This is a genomic window from Bacillus bingmayongensis, from assembly GCF_000299035.1.
Taxonomy (GTDB): domain Bacteria; phylum Bacillota; class Bacilli; order Bacillales; family Bacillaceae_G; genus Bacillus_A; species Bacillus_A bingmayongensis.
The window spans coordinates 245,776-267,979 of the sequence record NZ_JH921521.1; the positions used below are offsets into that span (position 1 = coordinate 245,776).

Annotated in this window: 20 protein-coding genes, 1 pseudogene and 1 riboswitch; of the genes and pseudogenes, 5 read left to right on the forward strand and 16 right to left on the reverse strand. The window is 37.5% G+C overall.

The genetic code is table 11. The features are described from left to right. Positions 1-7: 7 nt before the first annotated feature. Together pcrA and pcrB are read right to left on the reverse strand one after the other, a co-directional pair. Positions 8-2,242, reverse strand: coding sequence for a DNA helicase PcrA (gene pcrA / locus Y7E_RS0126365; protein ID WP_081584790.1), 2,235 nt, complete (start codon positions 2,240-2,242; stop codon positions 8-10). A gap of 12 nt (positions 2,243-2,254) precedes the next feature. Further along, a complete protein-coding gene (pcrB, locus tag Y7E_RS0126370) occupies positions 2,255-2,944 on the reverse strand; it encodes a heptaprenylglyceryl phosphate synthase (protein ID WP_017154209.1) in 690 nt (229 codons plus the stop codon). Between the two features lie 356 nt (positions 2,945-3,300). Here pcrB and Y7E_RS0126375 point away from each other — a divergent pair, with 356 nt between their 5' ends. Further along, positions 3,301-3,681: a YgaP family membrane protein gene (locus tag Y7E_RS0126375; protein WP_017154210.1), complete on the forward strand. Its 381-nt coding sequence runs from the start codon at positions 3,301-3,303 to the stop codon at positions 3,679-3,681. Positions 3,682-3,836: 155 nt separating this feature from the next. Here the strand turns inward: Y7E_RS0126375 and Y7E_RS34615 are convergent. Beyond that, positions 3,837-3,980 (reverse strand): annotated as a pseudogene (locus Y7E_RS34615) (DUF6241 domain-containing protein); the annotation flags it as partial. A gap of 315 nt (positions 3,981-4,295) precedes the next feature. On the opposite strand from Y7E_RS34615, the gene Y7E_RS0126380 reads away from it, so the two are divergent. Both Y7E_RS0126380 and Y7E_RS31085 read left to right on the forward strand, forming a co-directional pair. Then, positions 4,296-5,141 (forward strand): SPFH domain-containing protein, encoded by an 846-nt coding sequence (locus tag Y7E_RS0126380; RefSeq protein WP_017154211.1) that lies wholly within the window; start codon positions 4,296-4,298, stop codon positions 5,139-5,141. Between the two features lie 14 nt (positions 5,142-5,155). Continuing rightward, positions 5,156-5,320: a type II toxin-antitoxin system antitoxin gene (locus Y7E_RS31085; protein WP_017154212.1), complete on the forward strand. Its 165-nt coding sequence runs from the start codon at positions 5,156-5,158 to the stop codon at positions 5,318-5,320. Positions 5,321-5,363: 43 nt separating this feature from the next. On the opposite strand, the gene Y7E_RS0126390 is transcribed toward Y7E_RS31085, so the two are convergent. Further along, positions 5,364-6,248: a LysR family transcriptional regulator gene (locus Y7E_RS0126390; RefSeq protein ID WP_017154213.1), complete on the reverse strand. Its 885-nt coding sequence runs from the start codon at positions 6,246-6,248 to the stop codon at positions 5,364-5,366. 122 nt (positions 6,249-6,370) lie between these two features. Between Y7E_RS0126390 and Y7E_RS0126395 the strand changes: the two genes are divergently transcribed. Beyond that, the gene (locus tag Y7E_RS0126395) at positions 6,371-7,579 is read left to right on the forward strand and encodes a YbfB/YjiJ family MFS transporter (RefSeq protein ID WP_017154214.1); all 1,209 of its coding nucleotides are present in this window, start codon (positions 6,371-6,373) and stop codon (positions 7,577-7,579) included. Between the two features lie 595 nt (positions 7,580-8,174). Here the strand turns inward: Y7E_RS0126395 and purD are convergent. The 12 genes from purD to purE form a co-directional block, all read right to left on the reverse strand. Then, positions 8,175-9,440, reverse strand: a complete 1,266-nt coding sequence (gene purD / locus Y7E_RS0126400; RefSeq protein WP_017154215.1) for a phosphoribosylamine--glycine ligase — start codon at positions 9,438-9,440, stop codon at positions 8,175-8,177. 275 nt (positions 9,441-9,715) lie between these two features. Beyond that, the gene (purH, locus tag Y7E_RS0126405) at positions 9,716-11,251 is read right to left on the reverse strand and encodes a bifunctional phosphoribosylaminoimidazolecarboxamide formyltransferase/IMP cyclohydrolase (protein WP_017154216.1); all 1,536 of its coding nucleotides are present in this window, start codon (positions 11,249-11,251) and stop codon (positions 9,716-9,718) included. A gap of 24 nt (positions 11,252-11,275) precedes the next feature. Continuing rightward, on the reverse strand, positions 11,276-11,863 hold the full coding sequence (gene purN, locus Y7E_RS0126410; RefSeq protein WP_017154217.1) for a phosphoribosylglycinamide formyltransferase: 588 nt from the start codon (positions 11,861-11,863) through the stop codon (positions 11,276-11,278). Continuing rightward, positions 11,860-12,900: a phosphoribosylformylglycinamidine cyclo-ligase gene (gene purM / locus Y7E_RS0126415; RefSeq protein WP_017154218.1), complete on the reverse strand. Its 1,041-nt coding sequence runs from the start codon at positions 12,898-12,900 to the stop codon at positions 11,860-11,862. Before purM ends, purN begins: the two co-directional genes overlap by 4 nt. Before the next feature lie 116 nt (positions 12,901-13,016). Then, positions 13,017-14,432 (reverse strand): amidophosphoribosyltransferase, encoded by a 1,416-nt coding sequence (gene purF, locus Y7E_RS0126420; RefSeq protein WP_017154219.1) that lies wholly within the window; start codon positions 14,430-14,432, stop codon positions 13,017-13,019. Next, positions 14,417-16,636, reverse strand: coding sequence for a phosphoribosylformylglycinamidine synthase II (gene purL, locus Y7E_RS0126425; protein ID WP_017154220.1), 2,220 nt, complete (start codon positions 16,634-16,636; stop codon positions 14,417-14,419). The genes purF and purL overlap by 16 nt, the downstream gene beginning before the upstream one ends. Then, entirely contained in the window at positions 16,620-17,303 is a 684-nt protein-coding gene (gene purQ / locus Y7E_RS0126430) for a phosphoribosylformylglycinamidine synthase subunit PurQ (protein WP_017154221.1), read from the reverse strand. Before purQ ends, purL begins: the two co-directional genes overlap by 17 nt. Next, positions 17,300-17,554, reverse strand: a complete 255-nt coding sequence (purS, locus tag Y7E_RS0126435; protein WP_000278826.1) for a phosphoribosylformylglycinamidine synthase subunit PurS — start codon at positions 17,552-17,554, stop codon at positions 17,300-17,302. The genes purQ and purS overlap by 4 nt, the downstream gene beginning before the upstream one ends. Continuing rightward, complete coding sequence (gene purC / locus Y7E_RS0126440; protein WP_017154222.1) at positions 17,547-18,266, reverse strand: phosphoribosylaminoimidazolesuccinocarboxamide synthase; 720 nt, start codon at positions 18,264-18,266, stop codon at positions 17,547-17,549. The genes purS and purC overlap by 8 nt, the downstream gene beginning before the upstream one ends. A 94-nt stretch (positions 18,267-18,360) precedes the next feature. Next, positions 18,361-19,662: an adenylosuccinate lyase gene (purB, locus tag Y7E_RS0126445; RefSeq protein WP_017154223.1), complete on the reverse strand. Its 1,302-nt coding sequence runs from the start codon at positions 19,660-19,662 to the stop codon at positions 18,361-18,363. After that, complete coding sequence (gene purK / locus Y7E_RS0126450; protein ID WP_017154224.1) at positions 19,659-20,810, reverse strand: 5-(carboxyamino)imidazole ribonucleotide synthase; 1,152 nt, start codon at positions 20,808-20,810, stop codon at positions 19,659-19,661. Before purK ends, purB begins: the two co-directional genes overlap by 4 nt. After that, positions 20,807-21,292 (reverse strand): 5-(carboxyamino)imidazole ribonucleotide mutase, encoded by a 486-nt coding sequence (gene purE / locus Y7E_RS0126455; RefSeq protein WP_000839362.1) that lies wholly within the window; start codon positions 21,290-21,292, stop codon positions 20,807-20,809. The genes purK and purE overlap by 4 nt, the downstream gene beginning before the upstream one ends. Before the next feature lie 109 nt (positions 21,293-21,401). Next, positions 21,402-21,503: riboswitch (purine riboswitch) on the reverse strand. Positions 21,504-21,854: 351 nt separating this feature from the next. Here purE and Y7E_RS0126460 point away from each other — a divergent pair. Continuing rightward, entirely contained in the window at positions 21,855-22,133 is a 279-nt protein-coding gene (locus Y7E_RS0126460) for a hypothetical protein (RefSeq protein ID WP_017154225.1), read from the forward strand. The last annotated feature ends 71 nt before the right edge of the window (positions 22,134-22,204 follow it).

The window sequence follows — 22,204 nt, forward strand, 5'->3', positions numbered from 1 at the left end:
CTCCTTTCTATTGTTTCGTTACAGGTGCAAATTTTGCTAATAAACGTTTAATACCAATCGGGCTTGGGAATGCAATATCTAATTCTTTTGCATCACCTTCACCTTTCACACTTACAACTGTACCAACTCCCCATTTTTGATGGGATGCTTTATCACCTACAGCCCAGCCAATTTGCTCTCCTCCTGTCGTTTTTACAGTTGGACGTACAAATGCAGAGCGAGAACGTGTTGTCATTGTCGTCGCACCAGCCGTTCTTCCTTTTGCACTAAACGTTTCACGCTTTGGCGCTGTTTCATTTAATGATTCTAGTAACTCCGTCGGAATTTCTGAAATAAATCGAGATGCTGCATTCATATTTGTTCTACCAAATAGAGTACGCATTTGGGCATTCGATAAATATAACTCTTCTTCCGCACGAGTGATACCTACATAGGCTAAGCGACGTTCTTCTTGCATTTCATCCTCTTCCATAAGAGAACGAGTATGCGGGAAGACACCTTCCTCTAAACCAATAATAAAGACAACTGGGAATTCCAGTCCTTTTGCCGAGTGCATCGTCATTAAAATAACTTCCTCACCCGCAGTTGGATCTTCGTCCACACGATCAATATCCGCAACAAGCGCTAAATCTGTTAAGAAAGCAACAAGACTCTTATCTTCACTTTGTGATTCAAATGTTTGCGTAACAGATAAGAACTCATCTAAGTTTTCAAGACGACCTTCCGCTTCTAAAGAACGTTCATTCTTTAACATATCGCGATAACCTGTTTTCTCAATAACTTCTTCTACCAATTCCGTAACAGATAGGTATTCTTGCATGTTTACCCAGTTGTGTAATTGACTTGCAAATTCTTTTACTGCTTTTGTAATTTTTGCACTTACCCCAACATGCTCAATCTCATCCATTACAGCTGTTAATGAAATACCATTTTGCACACCGTAGTTAATAATTTTATCGATAGACGTGGCACCGATCCCTCGTTTCGGCATGTTAATAATACGTGCGAAGCTAATCTCATCATCTGGATTTGCAATTAAACGTAAGTAAGCCAAAATATCTTTAATCTCTTTACGATCATAGAACTTAATGCCGCCGACAATTTTATATGGAATGTTGGATTTTAAGAAAATCTCCTCGACCATACGAGACTGCGCGTTAGTACGATACAGAACCGCAAAGTCTGTATATTTTCGATTCCCCATTTGAATTTCGTCGCGAATTTTTTTCGCAACAAAATATGCTTCATCCTTCTCCGTTGCAGCACGGTAATACGAAATCTTACTTCCAATTTGATTATCCGTCCATAATTTTTTCGGTTTACGATTTGAATTATTTTCAATTACAGCGTTAGCTGCATTTAAAATATTTTGTGATGAACGGTAATTTTGTTCTAACAAGATAACCTGTGCATTCTCATAGTCTTTTTCAAATGACAAAATGTTAGAAATATCTGCCCCGCGCCAACGATAAATTGACTGGTCAGAATCACCAACAACGCAAAGATTTTTAAAGCGAGCAGCTAATTTATTCACAAGAATGTATTGCGCTCTATTCGTATCTTGATACTCATCAACATGAATATACTGGAATTTACGCTGATAGAATTCCAATACTTCTGGAATACGATCAAATAATTGAATTGTGGTCATAATTAAATCATCAAAGTCTAATGAGTTATTTTTCAGAAGACGCTTTTGATACTCTGTATATACATCACTTGTTAATTTCTCAAATGGATCAGCAATTGAAATTTGCTTTGCATATTTGTCAGCTGATAACAATTCATTTTTCGCATTACTGATGCCACCTAAAATAGAACGTGGATCAAATTTTTTCGGATCAATATTTCGCTCTTTCATGATTTTTTTAACGACAGTAAGTTGATCACTTGCATCTAAAATTGTAAAGTTTCGATTAATCCCAATACGGTCGATATCACGTCGTAAAATACGTACACACATCGAGTGGAACGTAGAAATCCAAATATCCTCTGCTTCCGGACCAACAAGCGTATCGATACGCTCACGCATTTCACGAGCTGCTTTATTTGTAAAAGTAATTGCTAATACATTCCACGGTGCTACACCTTTTTCACCAAGTAAATATGCGATGCGATGTGTTAGCACACGCGTCTTACCACTACCTGCACCCGCCATTAATAGAAGTGGTCCGTTTGTTGTTTGCACTGCCTTTTGCTGCTCTGGGTTTAAACCATTTAATAATTTATCAGTTATACTCATATGTGCCTTCACCTACTCTCCTTTTACAGCTTTTACTGTTTGTAACGCTGCTTTTATATCATCATAAATTACATTTCCTACAACGACTGTATCAGCGTACTGCGCCATTTCTTTTGCCTCTTTCGCACTTGAAATTCCGCCGCCGTAATATAGCTTTGCTTGTTGTAATTCTGCTTTTACATTTTTAACAAGTTCAATATCTCCGTAAGTACCACTATATTCTAAATAGAAAATTGGCAAGTTCAGAAGCTTGTCTGCCATACGTGCATATGCAATTACATCATCTTCTGTTAAATCACATTTCGCTTCTGTAAGCTGAGCTACCTTCGCTTCTGAATTTAAAACACAATATCCTTCCATGAAAATTTCATCCCAGTTCATAATATCTCCAAATTCTTTCAATGCCTCATGGTGAATCCCCGTTACCCATTCTACTTTTCGACTATTTAAAACACTTGGAATGTAATAAAAATCAAATCCTGGTGTAAGTGCTTCAATGTCAGAAACCTCTAACACACAAGGAACTGCATATCTACGAATGCTTACTAGCATATGTAATACATTATCTATCGTTACTCCATCACTTCCGCCTACAATTACTGCATCCGTTCCAGATTCACAAATCATTTCTAAATGTTCATCACTTAATTCTTTATTAGGATCAAGCTTAAATACATGTTTCCATCCGGAAATATCGTACATGAAAACACCCTTTCTCTTATCTAATCACCTTTATGTGCTTGTTCAAAAAGGAGGATCAAGAGAGCCGAGCAGTTCGAGGCGCAGCAGCCAGGAGGATACGGAGTGTAGCTGACACTACATGAGTACCGGACTGGCGATGTAACGAAGAAATGCGACAGCTATCTTGACCGGACTTTTTGAACTTCCTTTTATGCATTCTTACATTATAACAAAAAAAGACACCTATACACACTTACAATCCAACATCTTTTTCACCGTCAAATGTTGGATTACATATCGTCAAACTTACGCGGAATAATAACAATTGAAATAGTATCTTCTATTTCTAAGCTGATGAAGAAGGAGTGTTTTCTTTGATGAAGCAAAACATCGGCATAATGAATGCTCTAATCCGAATTACACTCGGTTTAGTCGTACTAAGTTGTAGCACAGCTAAACTCACACGTAAACCATGGTGTACTTGGTCAAAGGTTTTGCTATGGCTTGGTGCAATGAGAATTGCAGAGGGAATCTTGCGTTTCTGTCCTATTACTGAAGCATGTAAATTTGGAAAATATATAAACCTGAGTGCCTTTAAAATACCTAGCATGGATTTAAATAAAAAAGGACATGCTAAACAAGAAGAAGCAAGTCACACTTCCAGTCCTGACCTCCAAAAGTCAAAAGGAAGTTACGATGCTTCTGACAAAGAGATTGAGTCAGCGATTGAAGAAGCAATCCTGACGAAACCGCTTTGAATCATTTGTCAAGATGCAAGATGCTCTCAAAGGGACTTAGCTGCTGCAGTGGGCGGCTAAGTCTTCTTTATTTTACCACAAAACAGAACTAACGTTCCCTTTTGTTTTGTTTTTTCTAAAAGATTCGCATAAAAAAAGAGTGCGTTTTTCACCCTTTACTTCCCTTGCGTTTGAATAAATTCTTTCTCTTGCTCTAGATCTGTTAATTTGTAGGCTTTACCAGTGTTACCACCTTGTATTTCCCAAAGAAAATTATGATCCTCAACTGCTTGAGAAAAATCACCTTTCTCCCATCTATTTTCCTCGTTTCTCTCTGACTCTTGAGTTAAGCAGCTTACTGTCCGTAAATAGTAGGATAAATCGCATTTTCAAGATGAGAGAGCAATTCAGTGCCCTCAAATGAAGAAACCTTTTGTTTCTCAAACAAGATGAATTCTTATAAGTAACTGTAGCTATATATTAATTTGAAATGTATCTAGCCGCACACCTTAACAACCAATTCCTCTCACTCTTCTTAAGAATACTTTTATTTTTTTCAGAAAATTAGGTTTTCCTCCCTTGCATTTAATGATATAAAAGTGATATCATTTTTATATCAGAAGGAGGCGATTAGTATGAGAGAAAAACAAGTATTTTACGTAAATGGTTTTCTAGGTATTATTGGTCTTTTAGTCTTAGCTGGTATCGGTGTATTTTGCCTCGTACAAGAAATATTTGTAGTAGCTGCACTTTGTCTAGTTTTAGCTGCGATTCTTGCCACCGGCATTGGAATTGTCCAACCGAATCAAGCGAAAGTGATTACGTTTTTTGGTAACTATTTAGGAACAATCCGTCAAAATGGATTATTTTTAACAATTCCATTCGCATTTCGTCAAACTGTTTCCCTTCGCGTTGAAAACTTTAATAGTAAAAAACTAAAGGTAAATGATGTCGATGGGAACCCGATTGAAATTGCAGCTGTCGTCGTTTATAAAGTCGTTGATTCTGCAAAGGCAATTTTCGGCGTTGAACATTACGATGAATTCGTAGAAATTCAAAGTGAAACAGCAATTCGCCACGTCGCAACGAAATATCCGTATGATAATTTCCAAGATGAAAATTGTATAACACTACGCGGAAATTCCGAAGAAATCTCTGAAGAATTAAAACGCGAATTAGAAGCACGTTTAGAAATTGCTGGTGTAGAAGTATTAGAAACTCGCCTAACGCATTTAGCTTACGCAACGGAAATTGCGCATGCAATGCTTCAACGTCAACAAGCAAAAGCAGTATTAGCTGCGCGCAAAGAGATTGTTGAAGGCGCTGTTCAAATGGCTAAAGATTCAATTCAAAAATTAGATGAAGAAGGCATACTTGATTTAGATGACGAGCGTAAAGCAAACATGGTTAACAACTTATTAGTTGCCATCGTTTCAGACAAAGGAGCACAACCAGTTATTAATACAGGAAGTCTATATTAAAGGTTGTAGGTATTATGGCTAAAAAGAAAAGTTTTCCATTACGTATTGATCCTGAATTACACGCAATCATTGAAAAATGGGCAAATGATGAATTCCGCAGCGTTAACGCTCACATCGAGTATTTACTTCGGGAAATAGCTAAGCAAAAAGGAAGGCTCAAAAAAGAGAAAGATTACTAAATTTCAAAAGACCACTGAGATTTCAGCGGTCTTTTTCCATTACTTATGAATATTTTCGTTTCTCACTTTTCCTCGTGTAAATTAATTCATCAATAAACTTACATAATGCTGCTGTTTTCACACTATCTTTCCGATAAATAAAGTACGTTGGAATAAATCTATTTTCATTTAATAACGGTGTACGAACGAGCTCTTGATGAGAATCGAACTGCTCTGCTACCTCCCGTGGAAGCATGGATACCCCAAGCCCAGCCTTTACACAGCCAATAATACCATCCAAAGAATTTAACTCCATTACTTTCCTTGGAACAATCCCTTCCGACAATAACCATTCTTCCAATACCTTTCTATAAAAACAACCAGATTGGAAAACGATAAACGACTGCTCTTCCATATATTTATGATTCATTAAAAGCCTTCTCTTTGACAGTAACATCATTTCCTCTTGAAATACTTCTATCTTTTCTAACGCTGAATCTTCAATGGTATTCGCTACAAATGCTCCCTCTAGCTCCTGTAAAAGTATTTTTTTCGTTAATTCTTCCGTGCTGTTCGTTTGAAGCCCAATCTCAACTTCTGGATATTTTGTATGATAATTAGAAAGAATACTTGGCAACCTAACTGCAGCTGCCGTTTCCATCGCTCCAATTTTCAAAATCCCCTCTGTTACATTTTTATAGGTAATTTCTCTTTTTGACTCATTCAATAATTGAATCATTTTTTCAGTATATCTCAATAATGTTTCCCCTGTTGGCGTTAGTGTGACCCCATTGCGGTGCCGATAAAATAACTGTGTCTCATACTCCGCTTCTAATCTTTTTATTTTTGCCGTTATATTCGATTGGACAAAATTAAGACGAACTGCTGCTTTTGAAATACTTTTCTCTTGCGCTACCATATAAAAAGCTACAAAATCTTGTAAATTCATTTTTCTCGTCCTTTCATTCATATCATTATTTTTGATATTACATATAAAAAAACAGCATTTTACGCGCTGTACATATTCTCCTATCATATGTATTAGAAGCTGTTTCAAGAAGGGTGGATTATATGAACGAAACAAAAACATGGAAAATGATTCTATCTGGCATATTTTCTTTAGTCGCTGTCATGGGAATTAGTCGCTTCGCCTACACGCCCATTATTTCTTTTATGGAAAAGCAAGCTCATGTAGAGGAAGACCTCGCTGGATATTTAGCCTCTAGTAACTATCTCGGCTATTTACTTGGCGCCTTCTTTATTGGATTCATTACGTTAAAAAATCGTGAAAAAGTGTTACATTATTGTTTACTCCTTAATGTCCTTTCGACCCTTTGTATGGGCTTTACCTCTCAAGTTTTCTTTTGGTTTCCTCTTCGGTTTATTGGAGGTTTTACAAGTGCTATCGTATTCGTTCTTGCTTCCAGTATTGTTTTAGATTATTTATTTCATCGGAATAAGCTTGTACTAAGCGGGATGATTTATAGTGGTGTTGGAATTGGAATTATTTTTGCTGGATTATTTGCCCCTCTATTCAACTCACTTTGGTATTGGAAGGGGGCTTGGATTGGATTAGGTCTTATTAGCTTTAGTTTAACTATTTTTGTATGGAAATGGTTAAGAGAGGATACTAGACATATTGCGCAAAAATCAAAAGTTACTGCAATAGATACCACTCATAGAAAAAACTATTTATTTTGGCTCATTTTAGCTTATGGGTTTGAAGGATTTGGATATATCATTACCGGAACCTTTCTTGTCACCATTGTAGAGAGGATTACCCTCTCATCCTTTTATGCCTCTTGTAGCTGGATTATTGTTGGTATCGCCGTTATTCCGTCTAGCTATATTTGGTCAAACATTGCTCAAAGGTACGGGACAACACGCGCCCTCATTTCTGCCTACCTTTTGCAAATTATAAGCGTACTTTCTCCACTCCTAATCCCAAACGTTATTGGAGCATTTTTAAGCGCCTTTCTTCTCGGAGCTACCTTTGTAGGAATCACTATTTTAACGACTACAGAGGCAAAAAGAATCAAACCAAATGAAAGCAATAAAATTATCGGTTACACCACCGGTATTTATGGTATCGGCCAAATTATTGGCCCAATCTTTACAGGCATTATCGCAAAACAAACTCAAAGCTTTTCTTTTCCACTCATTGGTGCTGCGCTTACATTAATTATTTCAATTTTATTGTTATTAATTGGTGAACTAACCATAAAGAAGGAAAATGTTCATCCATTCACTGCTAACAAAAAAGTGAAAGAAAAACTTTGAGGAACTAGAAACTTCTGATTTAACTCCATCTAAATAAAAATGCTATTATTCTTGTCTTATATAATTTCTGAAATAGATTAACCTTTTCTTCAATTCTACTATAAAAAATAGTAGCACAGACTGTATCTTTGGTCTGTGCTACTAATCTTAATATATTTTGCTATTTTATGCATCGCAATTATTTATTGCTAGACATTTTCTCTATTGATTTTGAATTTGCAAATAATGCTTCCTTTAATAAACACCGGACAAGTAAAAGTAATATTCAAATCGATTAAGTATATGAATGGGGTTGCTTACTAATTTTGCAGAATTATATAAAATACGAATCTAAAGTAAAGTTTACTTTCGCTTTAGATCCGTATTTCGTCGGCTTAATTAGTTCGTAGTAAGAAACTTACTAGATTATCAACGTTATTGTTAAACAGAACTATATAAATCCAAATCAAAAAGCAGCATAAACCTTTTCTTTTTAGAAGGGAGAGAGCATCCGCTCATGGTATAGTAGCAACTTATATGTCGAAAAATCAAAATGGATATATGTTATAAAAAAACGAAATAAGACAAAAAAAGCTAACATAAAACATGTTAGCTTCTAGCAATCTACTTTTTCAATTGCGCGGTATCCTATATCACTTCGATAAAATAAACCATCGCTCTCAATTTTTTCTATCTCTTTATATACTTTATCCTTCGCTTCTTGTAAGTCTTTTGCTTTACAAGCAACAAATAGTACGCGACCACCGTTCGTTACAAAATCTCCATGTTTCATGGCTGTACCTGCGTGAAAGACAATTACACCTTCTAATGTATCTAATCCACGAATCACAGCACCTTTTTCATATGTTTCTGGATATCCTTTTGAAGCAAGTACTACACCAATAACCGCTTCTTCAGACCATTTAAGAGTTAGCTCTTTCCCATCTAATACATCATTACATACGTCGACTAAATCATTCTCTAAACGAGGTAATACAACTTCTGTTTCTGGATCACCAAAACGCGCATTAAATTCAATTACTTTCGGTCCTTCACTTGTTAAAATAAGACCTGCATATAAAATGCCTGTAAATGAACGTCCTTCTTTGATCATCGCCTGAGCGGTTGGATGTAAAACAGTTTCAATCGCTACTTCAACCGCTGATTCTGGAATTTGTGGTACTGGAGAATATGCCCCCATTCCTCCTGTATTCGGTCCTTTATCACCATCAAAAGCACGTTTATGATCTTGTGCAATTACCATTGGATATACAGTTGTTCCATTTACAAATGCCATTAAAGAAAATTCTTGTCCATCTAAAAACTCTTCAATAACAACCTTTTTACTTGCTTCCCCAAACTTTACATCTTGTAGCATTTCCTTTACAGCTTGCAATGCCTCTTCTAACGTCATTGCTACTGTTACACCTTTTCCAGCCGCTAAACCGTCCGCTTTAATAACAATTGGTGCACCAACTTTTTGAATATACGCTACTGCTTCCTCATAGTTCGTGAACGTTTCATATGCTGCCGTTGGAATGTCGTACTTTTCCATCAATTCTTTTGTAAAAGCTTTACTTCCTTCAATCACAGCAGCTGCTTTATTCGGACCAAAAACGCGAAGTCCCTCTGCTTCAAAACGATCAACAATTCCATTCATAAGCGGAATTTCTGGACCAACGAATGTTAAACCTATATTGTTCTCTTTCGCAAACAAAACAAGTGCGTCAAAATCATTTTCGTCAATAGCAACTGGTGTTGCCACATCTCTCATACCTTCATTTCCCGGTGCTACATATACCTTTTCCACTTGCTCAGACTGTGCAAATTTCCAAGCTAAAGCATGCTCGCGCCCACCGCGGCCGATTACTAAAACATTCATATCTCATCCTCCATTATTCAAATAAGTACAAACTAGGAGCAATGCCCCTAGTTTGTTTCTATTCGTTCATGTTCAAAAAGAAGATTATCTTGACCGGACTTTTTGAACTTCCTCTAACAATATAAGTTTAAAAAGGAGGACCAAGAGAACCGAGCAGTTCAAGGCGCTGTAGCCAGGAGGATACGGAGTGTAGCTTGTACTACATGAGTACCGGACTGGCAAAGCAACGAAGAAATGCGAAGGTTATCTTGACCGGACTTTTTAAACCTCCTCTATTAATGTTTGAAATGACGTACGCCAGTGAACACCATAGCAATGCCATACTCATCTGCTTTTTTAATAGAATCTTCATCACGGATAGATCCGCCTGGTTGAATGATTGCTGTAATACCTGCTTTAGCAGCTTCTTCTACTGTATCTGGCATTGGGAAATATGCATCAGATGCAAGTGCACTGCCTTGTGCTTTCTCACCAGCTTGTGTAATTGCAATTTTCGCAGAGCCAACACGGTTCATTTGTCCAGCGCCAACGCCGATTGTCATGTTATCTTTGGCTAAAACAATTGCATTTGATTTTACGTGTTTTACAACTTTCCAAGCTAATTTTAAATCATTCCATTCTTGCTCTGTTGGTTCGCGTTTCGTTGGAATTGTGATTGTTGCGTCTTCTAACGCTAATGTATCCTCTTCTTGTACAAGTAAACCACCTTGAATAGAAGTTAATTTCTTACTAGCTGTTGCAACTTTAGCAATATCAACAGTTAACAGACGTAAGTTTTTCTTACTTTGCAACACTTCTAAAGCTTCCTGTGAGAAAGAAGGAGCAATAATAATTTCTAAGAAAATCTCATGCAATTTTTCTGCTGTAGCTTTATCAATTTCACGATTGGCTGCAATAATGCCGCCAAAGATTGATACTGGATCCGCTTCATAAGCACGTGTATATGCTTCATGAATATCCGTACCAACACCAACTCCGCATGGATTCATATGTTTTACTGCTACCACTGCTGGCTCTGTAAATTCTTTCACGATGCTAAGCGCCGCATCTGCGTCATTGATGTTGTTATAAGATAACTCTTTTCCGTGTAACTGCTCTGCATATGCAACAGAAGAAGTTGCTGCAAATGGCGCTTTATAGAATGTTGCTTTTTGATGTGGGTTTTCGCCGTAACGTAAGTCTTGTTTTTTCTCAAATGTTACTGTTAATGTTTCTGGGCTTTCTTCTCCCATTTGTTCTGTTAAATAGTTTGAAATTAATGCATCATACGCCGCTGTATGACGGAATACTTTTGCTGCTAATTTACGTTTTGTTTCGTCTGTAACTTCACCGTTTTCTTTTAGCTCAGCTAATACAACATCATAATCTGTTGGATCTACGATAACTGATACAAATTTATGATTTTTCGCAGCTGAACGAATCATTGTTGGACCACCGATATCAATATTTTCAATTGCATCAGCAAACGTCACATCAGGCTTAGCAATTGTTTCTTTAAATGGATATAGATTTACAACAACAAAATCGATTGGCTGAATACCTAATTCATTCATCTGCGCTACATGCGTTTCATTATCACGTACTGCAAGTAAACCACCATGAATATTTGGATGTAATGTTTTCACACGACCATCCATAATTTCTGGGAAACCTGTTACTTCAGAAATACCGATTACTTGTAAACCATTTTCCTCTAATAATTTCTTCGTTCCACCTGTTGAAATAACTTCAATCCCTTGATCAAGTAATCCTTTGACAAATTCTACAACGCCTGTTTTATTTGAAACACTTACTAATGCACGCTTTTTCATTTATCCTTCACCCCTAGTTGAATGTTATTTAACAGTTGGCTCTTTCTTAGCTTGAACAACTTTGTTCACCGTATCTACGTACAATCTATGTTCAACTTGCTGAATTTTCTTTTGTAAACTTTCTCTCGTATCCGTTTCAGAAACTGTTACTGCTTCTTGTGCGATAATTGGTCCTGTATCCATCCCTGCATCCACATAATGAATGGTCACACCAGTTACTTTCACACCCGCTTCTAATGCTTGACCGACAGCGTCTTTCCCTGGAAAACTCGGTAATAATGACGGATGAATATTTATGATTTTACCGCCATATGCTTCCAGTAATGTAGGACCAATCAAACGCATATATCCTGCTAAAATAACACAATCAATCTCGTATTCTCGCAGTTTTTTTAATATCTCATTTTCAAATGCTTCTTTTGATTCATATTCTTTCGCTGAAAAAGCAAAGCATGGAACATGATGATAATGCGCCCGTCCGAGCACACGTGCTTCAGGTTGATCGCTTACTAGCAAACTAATTTCAGCATGTAATCTTTTTTCTTCCACTGCATTAATTAGTGCTTGGAAGTTAGACCCGCTTCCAGAGGCAAAGACTGCCAATCTGCTCATAGTTCTGTGCCTCCATTAAAAGTAACACCTGCTCCTTTTACAGTACGTCCAATAATATGCGCTTTTTCTCCTTGTTCTGAAAGAAGCTCGATAACAGCTTTTGCATCTTCTTCTTTTACTGCAACTACCATACCAATACCCATGTTAAAAATATTGAACATTTCTTTTTCTTCTAGTTTTCCAACCTCTTGAAGTAAACTAAAAATCGGTTGAATTTGCCAAGAACCTAGTTCAATTTCTGCACCAATTCCTTCCGGCAACATACGTGGAATATTTTCAATAAAGCCGCCACCTGTAATATGTGCCATGCCATACACTTCATACTTTTTCAATAGTTCTAAAATAGGTTTGACATAAATTTTTGTTGGTTTTAATAGTTCTTCACCAAGAGGTAGTTCTAAGCGACCATGTATACGATCTAAAGATAGCTGTCCGTCTTCTAACAACACTTTTCGTACTAAAGAATATCCGTTACTATGAATACCACTAGATGCTAAACCAATTAATACATGACCAGCTTCAATAGACTGACCTGTTACAATTTTATTTTTATCAACAATTCCAACAGTAAAACCAGCTAAGTCATACTCTTCAGTGGAATACATACCTGGCATCTCAGCTGTCTCTCCGCCAATTAGTGCACACCCCGCTTGGCGACAACCTTCTGATATACCTTTGACGATGTTTTCAATTTTACTAGGTTCTGCTTTACCACAAGCAATGTAATCAAGGAAGAAAAGCGGTTCTGCCCCTTGGACAACAATATCATTTACACACATTGCCACTGCATCAATACCAATCGTGTCATGTTTATCCATCATGAAAGCGAGCATCAATTTTGTACCCACGCCGTCTGTTCCAGATACTAATACGGGTTCTTCTAATGCAAATTTTGATAGATCGAACATGCCCCCAAAACCGCCTAGACCGCCTAGCACTTCTTTTCTCATTGTTGTTTGTACGTGTTTTTTCATACGAGATACCGCTTCATATCCAGCTTCAATATCTACTCCTGCTTGCTTATATGCATTCGCCATCGTTTTTTACACCTCGTCTTTTAATTTCTCCCACCCGAGCGGGCACTCTCTCTATAGAGTATGTTTTAGGAAAAAGCTAGCTTCTACTTAAAATGAAGTAGAAGCTTCTCGCTTTTTTACTTCATACTTTCTAAAAGCTCTTGCTCATAATCATAAAGAGCTGTTGGATAATCTCCATTAAAGTAAGCCATACATAAGCCGCCGTATTTCCCTTCATATGGGCGTCCAATTGCATCTACTAGGCCATCTTCACTTAAAAATGTTAAAGAATCTGCACCGATGATTTGACGTATTTCTTCTACAGAGTTGTTTGCTGCGATTAATTCTTTTCTAGTTTGAATATCAATTCCATAGAAACAAGGATACTTAAGTGGTGGAGAAGCAATTCTCACATGCACTTCTGTCGCCCCTGCTTCACGGAGCATACGAACAATTCGTTTACTTGTTGTTCCTCGTACAATTGAATCATCAATCATAACAACACGTTTTCCTTCGACTACTCCTCGTACTGCTGAAAGCTTCATTTTTACCCCTTGCTCACGCAATTCTTGAGAAGGTTGAATAAAAGTACGTCCGACATAACGATTTTTAATTAATCCTAATTCATATGGAATTCCAGTTGCCTCTGCATAACCAATCGCTGCGGAAATACTAGAGTCTGGAACACCTGTTACAACATCTGCTTCAATAGGAGCTTCCATCGCTAAACGTTTCCCCATGTTTTTACGTGCTGCATGAACATTGATGCCAGCAATATTGGAATCTGGACGTGCAAAGTAAATGTATTCCATACTGCAAATTGCATGATCTACTTCGTTTGTAAAACGATCTACTTGAATTCCTTCATCATTAATGATCAGTAGTTCCCCAGGTTCTACATCACGAATGTAAGTTGCACCAACTACATCGAAAGCACATGTTTCAGATGCTACAACGTATGCATCTCCCATTTTCCCGATGGAAAGTGGACGGAATCCATTCGAATCTAGCGCAACAATCATTTCATTTCCTGTTAGTAAAAGATACGCAAATGCACCTTTTACTTTGTTCAACGCGTCTTTCACACTCTCAATTAGTGAACCTTTTGTATTACGTTTAATTAAATGAAGCAGTACTTCTGTATCTGAACTCGTTTGAAAAATACTTCCTTCTGCCTCCAATTCGCGGCGAAGCATCTTTGCGTTAATTAAATTCCCGTTGTGAGCTAATGCCATACTATGATCAGAAAAACGGAATAGTAGTGGTTGCACATTCGCCACTTCACTTCCACCTGCTGTTGCATAGCGTACATGTCCAATTGCCGATCTTCCATTTAAGCCTTCTAGCTCACCTCTTGAAAACACTTCTGATACTAAACCTAACCCCTTATGACCAACAATTTTCTCCCCATTATTTACAACAATGCCTGCGCCTTCTTGCCCACGGTGCTGTAAACTATGCAATCCGTAGTACGTAACTTGTGCTGCATTTTCATGCCCCCAAATTCCGAAAACGCCACATTCTTCATTTAACCCCTTTATTTCAGCAAGCATGGGATTGCCCCTTTCCAAGCCTTTCTCATTTCATCAACATTTACTGTAAGTAATACTTCGTTTTCTTCGTTATGAATTGTTACTTCGTTTGTATTTGTGACTTCCCCAACTTGAATTGCTTCTACTGCTTTTTCGAATGCTTCTTGCATTTCACGTTTCACTGTTACCACAAAGCGTGATTGTGATTCTGCAAATAATGCCGCTGTTGCTTCCCCAACTAATTTCACAGTAGCACCTAAGCCTTTAGCGCCAATTGCACTTTCAGCGATCGCAACCGCTAAGCCACCTTCTGCAACGTCATGTGCAGATTGAACAAGTCCAGCTTGAATTGCTTCTAGTAATTGTTTTTGGCGTTTTGATTCCACTTCTAAATCAATGCTTGGTGATTGACCGAAGATTTTACCGTATACCATCTTCTGTAATTCGCTTCCGCCAAATTCAGCTTTCGTTTCACCAATTACATAAATAACATCTCCAGCTTGCTTCAATTCTTGTGTTGTTACATGTTTTAAATCATGAACAAGACCTACCATACCAACAGTCGGTGTTGGATATACAGCCTCACCGCTACGTTCATTGTACATTGATACGTTTCCGCCAATAACTGGAGTTTGTAGTGTACGACAAGCTTCACTCATACCATCTACTGATTTCTCAATTTGCCAGAAAATCTCTGGTTTCTCTGGATTACCAAAGTTTAAGCAATCCGTGATTGCAAGTGGTTCTCCACCAGAACATACGATATTACGTGCCGCTTCTGCTACTGCAATTTTACCGCCCATCTCAGGATCTAAATAAATATAGCGAGAGTTACAATCCGTTGTCATTGCTAATGCTTTCTCTGTGCCACGTACACGTACAACTGCCGCATCTGAACCTGGTGTAACAACTGTGCTTGTGCGTACTTGATAATCGTACTGATCATATACCCATTCTTTACTTGCAATCGTTGGTTGTTGTAATAAAGCTAGTAATGTCTCTTTATAATTATCTACTTTTGGTGTTTCCATTTTCATTTCTTGGAACTCTTTAAAGTATGCTGCCTCTTTTGAAGGTTTATGATAAATCGGTGCTTCTTCTGCTAATGCATCCGCAGGTACTTCTGCTACCATTTCACCTTTATGGAATAAGCGAAGCATTTTATCTTCCGTTACTTTCCCCATCGTAACAGCCGCTAAGCCATACTTTTCAAATAAATCTACAATTTCTTGCTCTCTACCTTTTTTCACAACAATTAACATACGTTCTTGAGATTCAGATAACATCATTTCATACGGCGTCATACCTGTTTCACGTTGTGGTACATCATCTAAATACATTTCAATACCCATTCCTGCTTTACTTGCCATTTCTGCAGAAGATGATGTTAAGCCCGCAGCTCCCATATCTTGAATTCCAACAAGAGCATCAGATTGAATAAGCTCTAAGCATGCTTCGATAAGAAGCTTCTCCATAAATGGATCGCCTACTTGTACTGCTGGACGTTTTGCTTCTGAACTCTCAGATAGTTCTTCCGATGCGAAAGTTGCACCGTGAATACCATCGCGTCCTGTTGAAGCCCCTACATACATTACTGTATTACCAGCACCGTGCGCTTGCCCTTTTTTAATATCTTCGTGATTAATTAGACCAACGCACATTGCATTTACAAGTGGGTTTCCTTCATAACATGGATCAAATTGTACTTCTCCGCCCACAGTTGGAATACCGATGCAGTTACCGTATCCGGCAATCCCTGCAACTACTTCTTCAAATAAGTATTTCACGCGTGGTGATTGTAATTCACCGAAGCGAAGAGAGTTTAATAGAGCAACTGGACGTGCTCCCATAGAAAATACATCGCGAATAATACCGCCAACACCCGTTGCCGCACCTTGATATGGCTCAATTGCCGAAGGGTGGTTATGACTTTCCATTTTAAATACAACAGCTTGATTATCACCAATATCTACAATTCCTGCACCTTCACCAGGTCCTTGCAAGACGCGTTCTCCTGTTGTTGGGAACTTACGAAGAACTGGTTTTGAGTTTTTATAACTACAATGCTCTGACCACATAACAGAAAATAGTCCTGTTTCTGTGTAGTTCGGCAAACGTCCTAAAATCTTTTCAACCATGGCAAACTCTTCGTCTGTTAGCCCCATTTCCGCATATATACGTTCTTCTTTAATTTGTGTTGGATTTGGTTCAAGCATTAACGACATATGTTTCCCTCCAATGTTTCAAAATAGATTGAAAGACTTTTAAACCTTCAGCGCCACCAAGAAGTTCACTCACAGCACGCTCTGGATGTGGCATCATGCCAAGTACATTTCCTTTTTCATTTACAATACCAGCAATATCTGAAACGCTTCCGTTTGGATTGTCTACGTAGCGGAAGGCAATTTGATTATTTTCCTCTAATTCTTTAAGAGTTGCTTCATCACAGTAGTAATTTCCTTCACCATGTGCAATTGGAATATTTATTACTGCATCTTTTTCATATTGCGATGTAAACATCGTTTCGTTATTTTCAACACGTAACTGAACAGTACGGCACATAAACTTTAAGTTTTTATTTCGCATTAATGCACCTGGTAACAATCCTGATTCAACTAAAATCTGGAATCCATTACATACGCCTAAAATTGGTTTTCCTTGCTCAGCTGCTTTTTGCACAGCCTTCATTGCATTTGCGAAGCGAGAAATGGCACCGCAGCGAAGGTAGTCACCGTAAGAGAATCCTCCTGGTAAAAGAATCGCATCATATTCATCTAAATTCTCTGCATCATGCCAAACGTAGTCTACCTCTTCGCCAAGCTCATCTTTAATTGCATGAAACATATCAACATCACAGTTCGAACCTGGAAAAACGATTACGGCAAATTTCACTGTGCGACAACCTCCTCAACTTCATAACGGAAATCTTCCATTACAACGTTTGCTAATAGTTTTTCACACATTTCTTTTACCTTGCTATCCAGATCAGTCACTGATTTATCAATTGTTAACTCCATATATTTACCGATACGAACATCCTGTACTTCTGTAAAGGAAAGACTATGCAGAGCACCTTTCACTGCTGTTCCTTGTGGATCTAATACGCTCTCTCTTAATGTTACATATACCTTAACTTTATACATGTGAAGCTCCCCCTAAACGTTTTAAAATTTCTTCATATGCCTCTGTTAAATTACCAAGATCACGGCGGAATACATCTTTATCAAATTTCTCATTGCTCTCTTCATCCCATAAACGGCAAGTATCTGGTGAAATCTCATCCGCTAATACGATTTCGCCTTCTTCTGTTAGCCCAAACTCTAATTTAAAATCTACTAATCTTACACGACAGCTTGCGAAGTGCTCAATCAATACTTGATTGATTTGTAGAGCTTTTTCTCGTAATGTACTTACTTGCTCTGGCGTTGCAACGTTTAACACACGAATATGATCTTCTGTTACAAGCGGATCTCCTAAATCATCATCTTTGTAGTAAAGTTCTACGATTGGTGATGCAAGTGCAGTTCCTTCTTCCATTCCTAATCGTTTTGAAAGACTTCCTGCAATTACGTTTCTTGTGACAACCTCTAATGGAATAATGCTTACCTTTTTCACAAGTTGTTCTGTGTCTGACAGCTTTTCAACAAAATGTGTTTTGATTCCCACTTCTTGTAACTTTCTGAATAAAAGAGTTGTAATCTCATTGTTCAGACGACCTTTTCCTGTAATTGTCGCTTTTTTCTCCCCATTGAAAGCAGTAGCACTATCTTTGTACTCTACCCAAACCATATCTGCTGCTTCTGTACGATAAATTCTTTTTGCCTTACCTTCATACAGCAATTCTAGCTTTTGCATTTCGCAAGCCCCCTGTAGTTTGAAAAATATGAATAGTATATTTATAAAGAATGGCACAGAATGACTCTATTCTGTGCCATATAAAATTTTCAGCTTAGTTTAATCCAAGACGTTCAAAGATTGTATCAACGTGTTGTAAGTGATGCTCATAGTTGAAGCATTCGTTGATTTCTTCTTGTGTTAATTTGCTTGTAATACGCTCATCTGCTTCTACAAGCTCTTTAAATTGTACTTGTGTCTCCCAAGCTTCCATCGCCTTAGGCTGTACGATATCATAAGCTTCTTCACGCACCATACCTTTGTCGATTAGCGTAAGCATTACGCGTTGAGAATAAATTAAGCCGTATGTTCTTTGCATATTGCGTTTCATGTTCTCTGGGAATACCGTTAAGTTTTTCACGATATTACCAAAACGATTTAACATGTAGTTTAATGCGATTGTTGCATCTGGTAAGATAACGCGTTCTGCAGAAGAGTGAGAAATATCACGTTCATGCCATAATGGAACGTTTTCGTAAGCAGTTAGCATGTAACCACGAATTAAGCGTGCCATACCAGTCATATTTTCAGATCCAATTGGATTACGCTTATGTGGCATTGCAGAAGAACCTTTTTGACCTTTCGCAAAGAACTCTTCTACTTCACGAGTTTCACTCTTTTGTAAGCCACGAATTTCAACTGCCATCTTCTCGACAGATGTTGCGATTAATGCAAGTGTTGACATGTAATGTGCATGACGATCGCGTTGCAACGTTTGTGTTGAAATTGGTGCTGCTTCTAATCCTAAGTTTTCACAAACATATTTTTCTACGAATGGATTGATGTTCGCGTATGTACCAACTGCACCAGACAATTTACCAACGCGAACTGTATCAGCTGCTTGTTTGAAACGCTCTAAGTTACGTTTCATTTCTTCATACCAAAGGCCCAGTTTTAAACCAAATGTAGTTGGTTCTGCATGAACACCGTGTGTTCTTCCCATCATAACTGTGTATTTATGTTCTTTTGCTTTGTTAGCTAAAATAGTAATGAAGTTTTCTAAGTCTTTTAATAGAATTTCATTTGCTTGTTTTAAGATGTAAGATAACGCTGTATCGACTACGTCTGTAGATGTTAAACCGTAGTGAACCCATTTACGTTCTTCACCTAATGCTGGTGTTTCTGATACTGCACGAGTGAAAGCAACTACATCATGGCGTGTTTCTTTTTCAATCTCATAAATACGATCAATATCGAATGATGCATTCTCACGAAGTTTTTTTACATCTTCTTTTGGAATATCACCAAGTTCAGCCCATGCCTCACAAGCTAAAATCTCAACTTCTAACCATGCTTTAAATTTGTTCTCTTCCGTCCAAATCGCACCCATCTCAGGGCGTGTATAACGACTAATCATCTTTTTCCCTCCAAAAGTTGTTCTTGATGGTCCCAAATATGCAAGCTTTGCGCTTTCTTTAAAGCAACTTCAATACTTTCATTCAAAATATTTACATGCCCCATTTTACGCTGCGCTTTTGCTTCTTCTTTTCCATACAAGTGTAAATAGCACCCGGTTAATCTATTCACTTGTCCTAGGACCCCTTCTATATGTTCGCCTAAAATGTTAACCATGACAACTGGTTTTAACAAATTTGTTTCTCCTAGAGGTAAATTACAGATTGCTCGAATATGTTGCCCAAATTGACTCGTTTCACATGCATCGATTGTATAATGCCCTGAATTGTGAGGTCTTGGTGCCAATTCATTAATATAAATCCCACCATCTGCCGTAGCAAACATCTCTACCGCTAGTGTTCCCACAAGCTGAAGTTCATCCGCCAGCACCTGTGCATATTCAATTCCTTTTTGTGAAAGTGCTTCTGTAGTGCGAGCTGGTACGATAGATTCATGTAAGATGTTATTAACGTGAATATTTTCAGCTACTGGAAATACCTTCGTTTCACCACTTACGCTACGAGTTACAATAACTGATATTTCTTTTTCAAATGGCACCCATTTTTCGAGAATACATTCAGCATGATTTACAAGTTCCATTGCTCTTGCAACATCCGCTTCACTTTTTAAAACAACTTGTCCTTTACCGTCATATCCTCCTGTTGTTGTTTTTAACACACAAGGAAAGGAAAGTTCCGTAATTGCTTCTAAAAGCTCTTCTTGCTTCTGTACAAGTCTATATGGCGCTACTGGTAATCCAGCCTTTACGATTGCATTCTTTTCTGTAAAACGATTTTGCGTTTTATTTAACAACTGACTGCCTTGTGGTAAATACGCATGTTTTTCAAGCCATTGTAAACATCTATAATCAATATTTTCAAATTCATATGTGATAACATCACTTATTTCGGCTAAATGCTGAATTGCTTTCAAATCATCATAAGATGCAACAATTTCAATATCAGCAACTTGTGCACATGGTGAATGTTTTACGGGATCTAAAACAGCAATTTTATAACCCATTTCTTTCGCTGCTAGCGCCATCATTCTTCCAAGCTGCCCACCACCAATAATTCCAATTGTTTTTCCTGGTAAAATGATTCTTGTCATATCAACTCACTACCTTCACGCACATTTTTCTCAATTGCTTCTCGTCTCAGTTCTAATGCATCATGTATGTCATCATGAAATGATCCAAGTATTTGTGCTGCAAGTAGTCCTGCGTTTGTTGAACCGGCCTTACCAATTGCAACAGTTGCAACTGGAACTCCTCCGGGCATTTGAACGATAGACAGTAACGAATCTAACCCATTTAATGCTTTTGATTGAACAGGAACACCGATTACAGGAAGATTCGTCTTCGCTGCAACCATCCCTGGTAAATGAGCGGCTCCTCCGGCTCCAGCGATAATAACTTTTAATCCACGTTCACGAGCTGTTTCTGCATATTCAAACATATAATCTGGAGTCCGATGAGCGGATACAACTTTCTTCTCATACGGAATGTGTAATTCATCTAAAATGTCACAAGCATATTTCATTGTTTCCCAGTCTGACGTGCTTCCCATTATGACTCCAACTAGTGATTTCATATTAGAATCCCCCCGATTCAAATAAAAAAAGCCTGAAATAGAACATTTTCTCTTTTACTATGAGAGAAAGCGCTCTACTCAGGCATACGTATCCCTTGTGAATAGAAAATACCGAGTGACTTTCCCTCATAGTCTAACGAATAACGGTCGTTAGGTAGAGACTTGCAGGCCATATCCCCGCGATTATATGAGGTGCGATATAATATTGTTTCTATGGCTATATTAACAATATTTCATAAGTTATGTCAACAAATAATCGAATGTTTTTTTATTAGTTATTAATAACGTTCGTGTTTTAGTTATATTCAAAAGAAGAAGTGAAAATATATGCAAGTGGGAAAGGGAATTAGGGGAGAAGTATAAGATACAATCATATGAAGATCTAGTCGTGTAATCTACAGTGAAACTTCCGTCACCAATCGAATTTCATTTTCAAATTCATATTATTTATAACCTTATTAGAAGAAGTGGTAATCAAATTAAGGTTATAACAATTCCATTTTTTTATATATTCAAGTAAAAATCATAATACTATTACTATAAATTTATAGGTGGATTGATTATGCAGAAACTTATTATATTGTCATATTTATTCTTTTTGATTGCAGTAACAGCTGCAATTATTGAGTCTTCCTTTATAACTTCTCACTTTTTCTATGTTCATTACTTCAAATCTATACTTCTTGTAGAAATAATCAGTCCAATTATTGGAATTATTTTAGGTTTGTTCGGAAAAGCTGGAAAGTCAAAACAAATTGCTATTGTTTTACATAGTCTCTTCTTTATTTGTTTCTCACTTTTAGCATCTCTAAATTTATGGATTATTACCTTTGGCAAATAGGGAGATAAAAATGTACACAAAAAAACCTAAGGCGAAATGACTTAGGTTTTTGCTTGGCGACGTCCTACTCT

Excerpts from the sequence above, each read along its gene's own strand:
- pcrA (WP_081584790.1), bottom strand. The coding sequence starts at position 2,242 with ATGAGTATAACTGATAAATTATTAAATGGTTTAAACCCAGAGCAGCAA.
- pcrB (WP_017154209.1), bottom strand. The coding sequence starts at position 2,944 with ATGTACGATATTTCCGGATGGAAACATGTATTTAAGCTTGATCCTAAT.
- Y7E_RS0126375 (WP_017154210.1), top strand. The coding sequence starts at position 3,301 with ATGAAGCAAAACATCGGCATAATGAATGCTCTAATCCGAATTACACTC.
- Y7E_RS0126380 (WP_017154211.1), top strand. The coding sequence starts at position 4,296 with ATGAGAGAAAAACAAGTATTTTACGTAAATGGTTTTCTAGGTATTATT.
- Y7E_RS31085 (WP_017154212.1), top strand. The coding sequence starts at position 5,156 with ATGGCTAAAAAGAAAAGTTTTCCATTACGTATTGATCCTGAATTACAC.
- Y7E_RS0126390 (WP_017154213.1), bottom strand. The coding sequence starts at position 6,248 with ATGAATTTACAAGATTTTGTAGCTTTTTATATGGTAGCGCAAGAGAAA.
- Y7E_RS0126395 (WP_017154214.1), top strand. The coding sequence starts at position 6,371 with ATGAACGAAACAAAAACATGGAAAATGATTCTATCTGGCATATTTTCT.
- purD (WP_017154215.1), bottom strand. The coding sequence starts at position 9,440 with ATGAATGTTTTAGTAATCGGCCGCGGTGGGCGCGAGCATGCTTTAGCT.
- purH (WP_017154216.1), bottom strand. The coding sequence starts at position 11,251 with ATGAAAAAGCGTGCATTAGTAAGTGTTTCAAATAAAACAGGCGTTGTA.
- purN (WP_017154217.1), bottom strand. The coding sequence starts at position 11,863 with ATGAGCAGATTGGCAGTCTTTGCCTCTGGAAGCGGGTCTAACTTCCAA.
- purM (WP_017154218.1), bottom strand. The coding sequence starts at position 12,900 with ATGGCGAATGCATATAAGCAAGCAGGAGTAGATATTGAAGCTGGATAT.
- purF (WP_017154219.1), bottom strand. The coding sequence starts at position 14,432 with ATGCTTGCTGAAATAAAGGGGTTAAATGAAGAATGTGGCGTTTTCGGA.
- purL (WP_017154220.1), bottom strand. The coding sequence starts at position 16,636 with ATGTCGTTAATGCTTGAACCAAATCCAACACAAATTAAAGAAGAACGT.
- purS (WP_000278826.1), bottom strand. The coding sequence starts at position 17,554 with ATGTATAAAGTTAAGGTATATGTAACATTAAGAGAGAGCGTATTAGAT.
- purC (WP_017154222.1), bottom strand. The coding sequence starts at position 18,266 with ATGCAAAAGCTAGAATTGCTGTATGAAGGTAAGGCAAAAAGAATTTAT.
- purB (WP_017154223.1), bottom strand. The coding sequence starts at position 19,662 with ATGATTAGTCGTTATACACGCCCTGAGATGGGTGCGATTTGGACGGAA.
- purK (WP_017154224.1), bottom strand. The coding sequence starts at position 20,810 with ATGACAAGAATCATTTTACCAGGAAAAACAATTGGAATTATTGGTGGT.
- purE (WP_000839362.1), bottom strand. The coding sequence starts at position 21,292 with ATGAAATCACTAGTTGGAGTCATAATGGGAAGCACGTCAGACTGGGAA.
- Y7E_RS0126460 (WP_017154225.1), top strand. The coding sequence starts at position 21,855 with ATGCAGAAACTTATTATATTGTCATATTTATTCTTTTTGATTGCAGTA.